Annotated in this window: 10 protein-coding genes; 3 read left to right on the top strand and 7 right to left on the bottom strand. The window is 69.7% G+C overall.

The window, feature by feature from the left end; all coding sequences use genetic code 11:
• The first annotated feature begins 11 nt into the window (after positions 1-11).
• Genes AB0F41_RS16630 through AB0F41_RS16620 form a run of 3 tightly spaced genes read left to right on the top strand, consistent with a single transcriptional unit; the run spans position 12 to position 4060 of the window.
• On the top strand, positions 12-1130 hold the full coding sequence (locus tag AB0F41_RS16630; RefSeq protein WP_357424638.1) for an ABC transporter ATP-binding protein: 1119 nt from the start codon (positions 12-14) through the stop codon (positions 1128-1130).
• A gap of 1 nt (position 1131) precedes the next feature.
• Complete coding sequence (locus AB0F41_RS16625; protein ID WP_357424568.1) at positions 1132-2886, top strand: iron ABC transporter permease; 1755 nt, start codon at positions 1132-1134, stop codon at positions 2884-2886.
• Positions 2887-2923: 37 nt separating this feature from the next.
• A complete protein-coding gene (locus AB0F41_RS16620; protein ID WP_357424566.1) occupies positions 2924-4060 on the top strand; it encodes an extracellular solute-binding protein in 1137 nt (378 codons plus the stop codon).
• Between the two features lie 134 nt (positions 4061-4194).
• On the opposite strand, the gene AB0F41_RS16615 is transcribed toward AB0F41_RS16620, so the two are convergent.
• The 7 genes from AB0F41_RS16615 to AB0F41_RS16585 form a co-directional block, all read right to left on the bottom strand.
• Positions 4195-4665 carry a MaoC family dehydratase gene (locus tag AB0F41_RS16615; RefSeq protein ID WP_357424564.1) on the bottom strand — a complete coding sequence of 157 codons (471 nt, stop codon included), beginning with the start codon at positions 4663-4665 and terminating at the stop codon, positions 4195-4197.
• Positions 4662-5873 (bottom strand): acetyl-CoA C-acetyltransferase, encoded by a 1212-nt coding sequence (locus AB0F41_RS16610; protein ID WP_357424562.1) that lies wholly within the window; start codon positions 5871-5873, stop codon positions 4662-4664. The genes AB0F41_RS16615 and AB0F41_RS16610 overlap by 4 nt, the downstream gene beginning before the upstream one ends.
• Complete coding sequence (locus tag AB0F41_RS16605; RefSeq protein WP_357424560.1) at positions 5870-6778, bottom strand: MaoC family dehydratase N-terminal domain-containing protein; 909 nt, start codon at positions 6776-6778, stop codon at positions 5870-5872. The genes AB0F41_RS16610 and AB0F41_RS16605 overlap by 4 nt, the downstream gene beginning before the upstream one ends.
• A complete protein-coding gene (gene fabG / locus AB0F41_RS16600; RefSeq protein WP_357424558.1) occupies positions 6775-7515 on the bottom strand; it encodes a 3-oxoacyl-ACP reductase FabG in 741 nt (246 codons plus the stop codon). The genes AB0F41_RS16605 and fabG overlap by 4 nt, the downstream gene beginning before the upstream one ends.
• A gap of 76 nt (positions 7516-7591) precedes the next feature.
• A complete protein-coding gene (locus AB0F41_RS16595; RefSeq protein ID WP_357424556.1) occupies positions 7592-8818 on the bottom strand; it encodes a CoA transferase in 1227 nt (408 codons plus the stop codon).
• A complete protein-coding gene (locus tag AB0F41_RS16590) occupies positions 8815-9603 on the bottom strand; it encodes an enoyl-CoA hydratase/isomerase family protein (protein ID WP_357424554.1) in 789 nt (262 codons plus the stop codon). Before AB0F41_RS16590 ends, AB0F41_RS16595 begins: the two co-directional genes overlap by 4 nt.
• 97 nt (positions 9604-9700) lie before the next feature.
• The gene (locus tag AB0F41_RS16585; protein ID WP_357424552.1) at positions 9701-10894 is read right to left on the bottom strand and encodes an acyl-CoA dehydrogenase family protein; all 1194 of its coding nucleotides are present in this window, start codon (positions 10892-10894) and stop codon (positions 9701-9703) included.
• Between the last annotated feature and the right edge of the window lie 86 nt (positions 10895-10980).

Below are 10980 nucleotides of genomic sequence, written 5' to 3'. Positions count from 1 at the left end.
CAGTGATCACCATGGACGTGCGCATCGACGACCTCTCGCTCACCTTCGGTGAGTTCACCGCCGTCAGTCATCTCGACCTTCACATCCAGGACGGTGAGTCCCTGGTGCTGCTCGGGCAGTCCGGGTGCGGCAAGACCAGCACCATGCGCTGCGTGGCCGGCCTGGAAGATCCCAGCGGCGGCACGATCACCATCGGCGGCACGACGGTCTTCGACGCCGGGCGCAAGGTCAACCTCGCCCCGAACAAGCGCAACGTCGGCCTGGTTTTCCAGTCCTACGCGGTGTGGCCCCATATGACCGTGCTCGACAATGTGGCCTTCCCGCTCGAGATGAAGAAGCGGCCGAAGGCCGAACGGCGGGCCAAGGCGCTGGAGACCCTGGAGCTGGTCGGCCTGGCGCATCTCGCCGGGCGCGGCGCGAGCATGCTGTCCGGCGGGCAGATGCAGCGGGTCGCGCTGGCCCGCAGTCTCGCGATGGAGCCCGCGGTGATGCTGCTCGACGAGCCTCTCTCCAACCTGGACGCCCGGCTACGTGAGGATCTGCGGGTCGAACTGCGCCGGCTTCAGCTGGAACTCGGCCTCACCTGCATCTACGTCACCCACGACCAGGGGGAGGCGCTGGCGCTGGCGGATCGGATCGCCATCATGCAGGACGGCCGGATCTCGCAGCTGGCCGACCCGTGGGATACCTACCGGGCGCCCGCGTCGGCGTCCATCGCCGCGTTCCTCGGTGTCTCCAATATCTTCCCGGTCCGGCCGCCGGCGCAGCGGTCCGACCGGCTGCGGCTGCGGGAACACGAGCTGGAGATCGCCTTCGGTACCGAACTGCCCGGCGATACGAGCGATCTGAGCGTATGCCTGCGGCCCGAGCATGTGCGGCTCTCGGCCGACGGCCGGGAGGCGGCGCCGCAGCGGCCGAACACCTGGCCCGGGAAGGTCGAGATCAGCGTTTTCCAGGGGTCGTTCGCCCGGTGCTCGGTACGGCTCGACGCCGGACCGGTGATCGAGGTACAGAGCCACGAGGAGGCGGCCGGTCTGCTCCGCAAGGACGACCGCGTCGTGGTCGAGGTCGATCCCAAACATGTCCGGGTGCTGCCCGGTGAGGTGCGCACTCCCGGAGAGGAATCCTGATATGGCCCTCATGACCTCCGCCCCCGAGGCGCCGATGCCGCCGGCGCGCAAGCCCCCGCGTTCGGGCCGCTCCACCCTGCCGTGGCGGAAACGGTGGCTGCCCTCGGGCACGCTGCTGGTGGTTCTCGCGGTGCTGATCCTGCTGCCCGCCGCGCTGGTCCTGCTCGCCGCCCTGAGCACGAGTGTGCCGCGTCCGGGCAACATCAGCTTCGATCTGACCCTGGACAATTTCCGCATCTTCTCCGCACCCCAGGTGCAGGAGGCATTCGTCAACTCGGTCGTACTGGCGGTGAGCGCCACCGTGCTCGCCTGTGTGATCGGGGGCGGCCTGGCCTTCCTGGCGGCCCGCTCGGATATCCCGATGCCGAAGTTCGTCTATCTGATCGGCCTGATGCCGCTGTTCCTGCCGTCCTATGTGGGCGCCCTGGCCTGGTCGATCCTGGGCAGCCCGGTCGCCGGCCTGCTCAATATCGCCCAGCGCGATATCGGGTGGTCGGTGCCGTTCGATATCTACTCCCTGCCCGGGATGATCTTCGTCTTCGCCATGTACTACTCGCCGTACACCTTCCTCCTGGTCCACGGCGCGATGTCGATGATGAGCCCGGACCTCGAAGAGGCCGCCCGGATCCACGGCGCGACACCGCGCCGGATGCTGAGCCGGGTCTCCTTCCCGCTCGCGCTGCCGGCGTTGATCGGTTCGGCGATTCTCACCTTCACGCTGATCTTCGAGAATTTCCCGGTCGCCCAGGTGCTGGGGACACCCGGCGGGGTCGACACCTTGCCCACCTTCATCTTCCGGTTGCTCAACGCCACTCCGTCGCGGGGCAACGAGAGCGCCGCGATCGCGGTGGTGCTGGTCGCGATCGTCGTCCTGGTGACGTGGCTGCAGAACCGGGCGCTGCGCAAACGCTCCTTCACCACCGTCTCCGGTAAAGGGGTGCGGCAGAAGAAGTTCGCGCTGGGCCGGGCGCGTATCCCGCTGTTCCTGCTGACCCTCGGTTTCTTCGGCGTCTCGATCCTGCTGCCGATCCTGGCGCTGCTGGTCGCCGCCGGCCAGACCTCGCCCTACCTGACGTCCATGAGCCAGCTGACCGCGTCCGGCGGCCTGGATTTCAGCTCCTTCGGTGAGGTCCTGGGATCGTCCGGGTTCCGCTCGGCGGCATTCAACAGCGCGATCGTCAGTGTTTTCGCCGCTGTCGCGGGCACGGTGCTGGCCTTTCTCTGCGGCTACGTGGTCTACCGGTCGAAGGCGTCCGGGCGGACCCTGGTCGAGACGGTGTCGATGATGCCGCTGGCCATTCCCGCGGTGGTTCTCGGGATGGGGCTGCTGTGGACCTGGCTGGTGCTGCCGGTACCGCTCTACGGGACACTCGCCGTGCTGGTGGTGGCGTTCCTGGCGGTCCAGGCACCCCAGGGTTTCCGGGGTGTGACCGCGTCCATCATGGCGACCGACCGCGACCTCGAGGACAGCGCGGTCATGCTGGGCGCGGGCCGCGCCCGGGCGGTCACCCGCATCACGGTGCCGTTGATGAAGGTGGGCCTGCTCTCCACCTTCCTGTTGCTCCTGATGCTCAGCATGCGCGAGCTCACCGTTCCGCTGTTCCTCTACACCAGCGAGACCGAGATCCTCTCGATCGCGATCTACGACGCGTTCGAGAACGGTGGCGCCCTGCGGCAGGCCGCCGCGATGAGCGTGATCTACACCGCGTTCATGTTCGTCCTGTCCTATATCCCCCGCCGACTGGCCCGTCAGTGACGAACCGGCGACATCGTTTCGAGAAGGAACCAGAACAATGAAGTTCACCCGATGGGGCGCCGCGGCGGCCGCCCTGCTCCTCAGTGCCTCGCTCGTCGCCTGCGGCGGCGGTGCGGGCCGGCCCGACGACGTCGCCGTCGCCGCGGCGATGCTGCCGATGCCCGAGATCGACGACCGCGACGGGCTCGTCATCCACGGCGAGAAGATCGCCGACGCCGAACTCCTCGCGGCGGCCCGCGGTCAGTCGCTCAACTGGTACACGGCGTCGGGGGCGGAGAGTGCCGGGCTCACCGCCGCCCGGTTCGAGGCCGAGACCGGCGTGGATGTGAACATGACGCGGCTGCCGTCGGGCAAGCTCAACGAGCGGGTCCTCAGCGAACACGGCGCCGGCCGGTTGTCGGCCGGGGTGGTCACCATCACCGATCCGATTCTGGCCGAGGGTTTCGCCGCGGCGGGCGTCTTCGCCCCGTACCGGACCCCGACCTACGACAAGCTGGCCGCTATGGGAGACGTGGTCTGGAACGAGGGCCGGTACTACACCGTCTACTACTCGGCCTACGCGTTCGCCTACAACGACCTGGCGGTCGAGGCGGACGAGGCCCCCGCCCGCTGGGAGGACCTGCTCGACTCGAAGTGGGAGGGCAAGCTGGGTGTGGTGAACGCCGGTGCCGGTGGCACCGTGCAGGGCCTCGCCGATTTCCAGGAGCGGGTCCTGGGTGCGGACTACTGGGCCGGTCTGGCCGGTCAGGAGCCGCGCGTCTTCGACACCACCTCGGTCCAGCTCGACGCCCTGGCCCGGGGCGAGATCCAGGTGGCCACGGTCGGTTTCAACAGCAGCTACGGTGCCGAGGAGGCGGGCGCCCCGATCGAGCTGGTGGTCCCGGAGAAGGGGGTCTCGGGCACCTTCAACATGCAGGGACTCACCCGGGCGGGTGCGGACAACCCGGCGGCGCGGCTCTTCATGAACTGGACCATGTCCCGTTCCGGCCAGGAGTTCGCGGCGGCGCAGGGTTTCGTGGGCGCCCGCACCGATATCGATCAGGTCCCGACCGGTCACTACCAGCTGCCGAAGGCCGATGACGAGGGCTTCGTGGTCTACACCCCGGAGGACGCCAGGAACCGGGGCCGCGACATCGTGGCCCGGTGGAACGAGACGTTCGCCTTCAGCGGCTGAGACGTCGCCCGGCACGCTCGGGCGCACACCACGGTCGCCGCAACCTCGATGAGGGAGGTTACGGCGACCGTGTGTTTTCCGGGGGACGTGGAGCGGTCGGCCGTTCCACCGTGGCGGGTGCGGACGTCCCGGGGTCAGGTGAGCAGGACCAGTGACATCTTGCGGGCCACGCAGGCCGGTCGCTCGCTTCCGGCCAGGTCCACGGTGAAGTCGATGGGCACCAGGAGGGCGTCCTCCCGGGTGACCACCTCGGCGATGGTGCAGCGCAGCCGCACCCGGCTGCCGACCGGGACCGGGGTGGGGAAGCGCACCTTGTCCAGACCGTAGTTGAGCCGGGCCGTTCCCAGCCGGAAGTCGTAGAGCTGCGCGGCGAGGTCGGAGATGAGGGAGAGCGTCAGATAGCCGTGGGCGATCGTGCGGCCGTACGGGCCCCGGGCGGCACGCTCGGCGTCGACATGGATCCACTGGTGATCACCTGTCGCGCGGGCGAAGAGGTCGATGCGCTCCTGGTCGACGGTCAGCCACGGGCCGGGTCCGAGCTCGGCACCCACCAGCGACTCCAGCTCGTCCCGGGTCCGCACGACGGCGGGGCCGGCCGCACTCAACTCGCGACCCGCTCGACCACCGCCGCCAGCCCCTGCCCGCCGCCGATGCACAGGGTGGCCAGGCCGTAACGGCCGTCGATCCGCGTGAGCTGGCGTGCCAAGGTGCCGACCAGCCGGGCGCCGGTGGCGCCCACAGGATGGCCCAGCGAGATCCCGGAGCCGTGCGCGTTCACTCGCTCGAGATCGCTGCCGCTCAGCTTCCATTCCTGTAGCACCGCGAGGGCCTGGGCCGCGAAGGCCTCGTTGAGTTCGATCAGATCCATATCGGCGAGCGTGAGACCGGCCCGCTCCAGAGCGGCGGCGGTGGCCGGAACCGGACCCATGCCCATGGTCCGCGGTGGGACACCCGCCACGGCCCAGGACACCAGCCGGACCAACGGCCGCAGACCCAGTTCGGCCGCCCGCTCCGGCGTGGTGACCACGCACATCGCCGCGGCATCGTTCTGCCCGCTCGCATTACCGGCGGTGACCGTCGCGTCGTCGAGGGTCCGACCCATGATCGGCCGGAGGGCCGCCAGGGATTCGAGGGTGGTGTCCGCGCGCGGGTGCTCATCGGTATCGACGACCGTTTCGCCGCGCCGTGCGGGCACCGTCACGGGCACGATCTCCTCGGCGAATGCCCCGGACGTCTGAGCGGCCACGGCGCGGCGGTGGGACTCCAACGCCAGCGCGTCCTGCGCCTCGCGGGTGATGCCGTACTCGCGCCGGACGTTCTCCGCCGTCTCGATCATCCCGCCGGGCACCGGATAGTCGGGCCCGCCCGCCGTGACGCGGGCCCGGGCCAGCCCGTCGTGCATCGTCATACCGCCGCGGGCCGCGCCCCAGCGGGCGTCGGTGGTGTAGAACGGCACATTGCTCATACTCTCGGTACCACCCGCGACCACTACCCGAGCCGCGCCCGTCTGTACCGCCATCGCCGCGTTGAGAATCGCCTGCAGGCCGGAACCGCACCGGCGGTCGAGCTGCTGGCCCGGTACTTCCACCGGGAGTCCGGCGGTGAGGGAGACCACCCGGCCGATCGCCGGTGCCTCGCTGTTCGGGTTGCAATTCCCCAGGATCACATCGTCGACGGCGTCGGCGGGCAGCCCGCGCGCCAAGAGTTCACGCAGCACCGTGACCCCGAGGTCCACCGCTGTCAACGGACGGAAGACGCCGCCGTATCCGCCGATCGGGGTGCGCAGGGGTTCGCAGATGACAGCCTCGTTCATGATTCTCCCTCGGTGCAGTTCTCATGTGGTTCGCGGAGGCCGTAGTCGAGTTCGACGCGGGCGTGGACACGCGACGCCGCGTCCGCGATGCCGGGGGAGACGACCTCGAGCAGCGTGGACGCGCCCGGACGTGCCACCAGCTCGGCCGGCTCCCCGCAGAACAGCGGTGCCAGACCGCGATGCCGGAGCGTCCGCGGCGGGGACGCCCCGGCTCGCCGTCCCGCCTCGGCCAGCGCGATCGCCATCAGCGGGCCGTGGACGACCAGGCCCGGGTAGCCTTCGACTCCCGTCGCGTAGGGCCAGTCGGTATGGATCCGGTGGGAGTTGGCGGTGAGCGCGCTGAACCGGGCCAGGCGCACCGGGTCGGTGCGCAGGTCCGACCTCGTCTCGCCCTCCGCACCGTCGCGGGCCGAGCCGATCAGCTCGTCGGCCAGTGGTGCGGGGGAGGGCTCGACCCGCACCGACTCGGCGCGCGCGTTCGTATAGACGAGGTTCTGGATCTCCTCCAGGAGCAGGCTGCCGGTCCGGTCGTGCACCGCCACGGTCAGATCGACCAGGATCAGCGGTCCGGAACGGCCCGCCCGTTCCCGTGGCTCCGACGCCCGCGAGGTGACGGTGACCTCGCCGCCCACCGGTATCGGCGCATGGAAGGTGAGGTTGCCGCCGCCGAACATCCGCCGTGGCAGGGCGACCTCCGGCATGATGCCGGTGCCCCGGCGCGGATGCCCGTCGGGACCCAGCATGCGGGGGTCGGGCCAGCGTGCGAGCGCGGCCCAGTGCCACAGGGGTGGCAGCGCGGCGCCCGCCCGCAGATCGAGGTCCGTGGTACCGAGCAAACCGGCCAGACCCGCTACCGCGACCGGGTCGACCACCAGGTCGGCGACGCTTTCCCGCGGCGTGCTCACATGAACCGTCCGCCGGTCACCTCGGCTACGGTGCCGGTCATATAGGAGGACAGCGCCGAGGCGTAGAACAGCGCGACACCGGCGACCTCCTCCGGCTCACCCGGCCGCTGCATCGGGATCTCCGCCATCTTCCCGTCCCAAGCCTTCTGCGGCATCGCCTCGGTCATCGCGGACCGGATCAGGCCGGGCTGGATCGCGTTGACGCGCACCCCGTGGTGGGCCATCTCCTTGGCCGCAGCCTTGGTGAGCCCGACGATCCCGGCCTTGGCGGCCGAATAGTTGGTCTGGCCGACCATGCCGACCTTCCCGGACAGCGACGAGATGTTCACGATCGCACCCGACTTCTGCTCCCGCATCCGGGCCGCCGCCAGCCGGGTTCCGTTCCAGGTGCCCTTCAGATGGACCCGCACGACGAGGTCGAAATCGTCCTCGGTCATCGTGCGCATGGTCGCGTCCCGGGTGATACCGGCGTTGTTGACGAAGACGTCGAGCGAGCCGAAGGCATCCACGGCCGTATCGACCAGGGTCTGCACTTGCGCGGCATCGACGACATCACACCGCACGGCGCGGGCCCGGTCGCTGCCGAGCTCCGCCACGGCCGCTTGCGCGGCGGCTTCGTCGAGGTCGCCGATGACGATCCGGGCGCCGTGCTCGAGATAGAGCCTGGCGATGGCCAGGCCGATGCCCTGGGCGCCGCCGGTGACGACGGCGGTTTTACCGGTGAGGAGTGCGGTCATGAGAATTCTTCCTGTCGGTGCTGCGGGGGGGATGTGGGGGAGGAGCGGCGGGCCCGATCGACGATCGGCGACCACCTCATCGGGTGGCGGCATCCGCCGGGTCGCATGCCACCACCCGTTGATCGTGCAGACGGCCGATCTCGTGGCCGGTCAGTCCCAGCGCCTGCGCCAGCACCTCGTCGGTATCGGCGCCCAGACGCGGGGCGGGCACGGGAGCCGAGCTGTGGTCTTCCCAGCGGAGCGGATACCCGGTGGCCAGCATCTCGCCGATACCGGGCTGGTGGACCGGCCGCGCCACCGAATCCGGATCCGCGCGGGCCAGCGCGGCGGCCTCACTCATCGACCGGTAGGGACCCCACAGCACCCGGGCCCGGGTCAGCAGCTCGGTCAGCTCGTCGAGAGAGCGCGCCGCGAACCAGGGCCGCAGGATCGAGGCGATGGTCTCGCGCAGTTCGTAGCGCGCGGACTCCTCCCGCAGGTCGGTGCCGAGCGCCGATTCGAGCGCCGCGAAAACCGGTGCGGTCCCGGTGGCCTCGCAGAGTGCCCGCCACTGCCCCTCGGTCAGGGCGACGACCATGATCCGGCGGCCGTCGGCGGTGGCGAAATCCGTCCCGAAACTGCCGAAGAGGTGATTGCCGTGCGGCGCCCGGTCCCCGTGCTGTTCGGCCTCGGCCAGCCAGCCCATCGATCCCACCGCCGACAGGGCCACATCGGCCAGGGCGATATCCAGCCGCGACCCCGCACCGGTCTGCTCGCGCCGGCTCACCGCGGCCACTACGCCGAGCGCGGCGGAAGCACCCGCGAGCAGATCCCAGGCCGGCAGTACATGGTTGACCGGTTCCGCGGCGCCGCCCGTCCCCGTCATATCCGGGATCCCGACTCCGGCGTTCACCGTGTAGTCGACCGCGGGACGCCCGTCGGGGAAGCCGAGTACGTGCACCGAGATCGCGTCGGGGCGACGTGCGGTGAGGTCGTCGTGGGTCACCCGGTGCCGTCCGACCATATTGTCGACGAAGATGCCCGCCCCCGGCCCCGGCCTGGTGCACAGCGCCAGCAGCAGCTCGCGCCCCTCCGGCGTGCGGTAGTCCAGCGCGACCGACCGCTTCCCCTTGTTGAGATTGGCCCAGTAGAGGCTGGCGCCGGTGTCGGCCAGCGGCCAGCGCAGCCGGTCGCTGCCGCCGCCGGGGAGGTCGACCCGGATGACCTCGGCGCCCAGCTGGGTGAGGCTCAAACCGCAGGAGGGCCCGGCGACGAAGGTGGCGCATTCGACCACCTGGAGATGGGCCAGGGGGGTGGCGTTCATGAGAAGCGGGGCTCCCGTCGTTCGAGGAAGGCGCTGCGGCCTTCGTGTGCATTCGGCCCGTGGCCCGCCAGGGCCATCGCGGTGCGCTCGTTGGCCAGGAACTGGGCGAGGTCCGCGCGGTCCTGGGCGAGCAGGGATTTGGTGATCGCGTTCGATTGGGTCGGGCCCGCCGCCAGCGTGGTGGCGAGTTCGACGGCCCGCGCGGTCGCCTGCCCGGGCGCCGTGGTCTCCGTGATCAGACCGGCGGCGCGGGCGTCCCGGGCCGTCAGGGGTTCGCCGAGGAAGAGGTGCGCCGCGGCGCGCTGTTGTCCCAGCCGGCGCGGGAGGTGGTAGGCCGTCCCGGCGTCGGCCGTCAGCCCGCGGGCGGCGAAGGGCGCCTTGAAGTAGGCGTCCTCCCCGGCGACGACCAGATCGCAGGCGAGGACGATGCCCCAGGCGGCGCCGAGCGCGTACCGCTCGACGGCCCCGATGATCACCTGGTCGGCACGCACCATGGAGGTCACCAGATCGTGCACCAGGGTCAACCGCGACGCGGGGGCGAGGACGCCGTCATCCGGTCCGGGCATCGAGGCCACATCACCTCCGGACGAGAAGAAGTCGTTGCCCCCGGTGATGACCACTGCGGCGTCCCCGCGGCGGGCGGCGGCGGCGAGGCCGGTCCCGAGCAGTTCCAGGGTCTGCGTGTCGAGCGCGTTGCGGCGTTGCGGACGGTCGAGTCTCAGGACGGTGACCCCGGGGCTCGGGTTTTCCTGATGGACGGGTGCCTGAGCTATCTCGGACGTCATAATCTATAGAAAATATAGTATGACTCCATCTCCTGTCGAGGACGGGACATGGGACGGGAAGCCATCCGGTGGGTGTTCGAGGTACGCCGAGCCGGGCCTACAGCCGGTACTCCTCGAGCAGGGCGCGACCGATGATCATCTTCTGGATATCGGAGGTGCCCTCGCCGATCAGCATGAAGGCGGCCTCGCGGTAGAGGCGTTCGATCTCGTATTCCTTGGAGTAGCCGTAGCCGCCGTGGATGCGGAAGGAGTCCTGGACGACCTCGTTGCAGTATTCCGCGGCGAGCATCTTCGCCATTCCGGCGCCGACATCGTTGCGTCCGCCGGTGTCCTTGGCCCGGGCGGCCTTGACCATCATCGCGTGGCTCGCCTCGACCTTGGTGGCCATCTCCGCGAGCCGGAACAGGATCGCCTGGTGGCCGGCGATCTGCTTACCGAAGGTTTCGCGCTGCTGGGCGTAGGCGATCGCCAGTTCGAAGGCCCGCAGCGCGATACCGCAGGCGCGGGCGGCGACATTGACGCGCCCGACCTCGACACCGTCCATCATCTGGTAGAAGCCCTTACCCGGCGTCCCGCCGAGAATCCGGTCGGCCGGAACCCGGTGGCCCGCGAAGACGGCCTCGGTGGTGTCGACGCCCTTGTAGCCCATCTTGTCGATCTTGCCGGGGATGGTCAGGCCCGGGGCGGTCTCACCGAAGCCGGCCTCTTTCTCGATCAAGAACGTGGTGAGGTTCTTGTAGACGCTGTCGGCGCCCTCCTCGGTTCGGACCAGCACCGCGATCAGGTTCGACGTACCGCCGTTGGTCAGCCACATCTTCTGGCCGTCGATCGTGTACCAGCCGTCCTCGCCCTCGACCGCCCTGGTCTTGATCGCCGCCACGTCCGAGCCCAGACCGGGCTCCGACATCGAGAACGATCCGCGCACCTCGCCGGTGGCCATCTTCGGCAGGTATTTCCGCTTCTGCTCGTCGGTCCCGTGCCGCATGAGCATGTAGGCCACGATGAAGTGTGTGTTGATCACGCCCGAAACGCTCATCCAGCCGCGCGCGATCTCTTCGACGCACAGGGCGTAGGTCAGCAGCGACTCACCCAGTCCGCCGTATTCCTCGGGGATCATCAGCCCGAAGATGCCCAGTTCCTTCAGTCCGTCGACGATGTCGTGCGGGTACTCGTCGGCGTGTTCGAGTTCCGTCGCCACCGGCAGGATCTTCTTCTCCACGTAGGCGCGGACCGTTTCGATGATCGCGGTCTGATCCTCGGTCAGTCCGTCGGTGCTGCATAGCCGGCTCATACCGCGTTCTCCTCGTTCCGTGACCGTGCTTCGCGCACGATCTCGATCGTGTGCTGCCGACCGCCGGGCGTTCTGTGCCGGGTGGG

The sequence above is a fragment of the Nocardia sp. NPDC024068 genome (assembly GCF_040638875.1).
Taxonomy (GTDB): Bacteria; Actinomycetota; Actinomycetes; order Mycobacteriales; family Mycobacteriaceae; genus Nocardia.
Note: the sequence above shows the minus strand (reverse complement) of the source record. Positions and strands in the feature narration are given on the sequence as shown.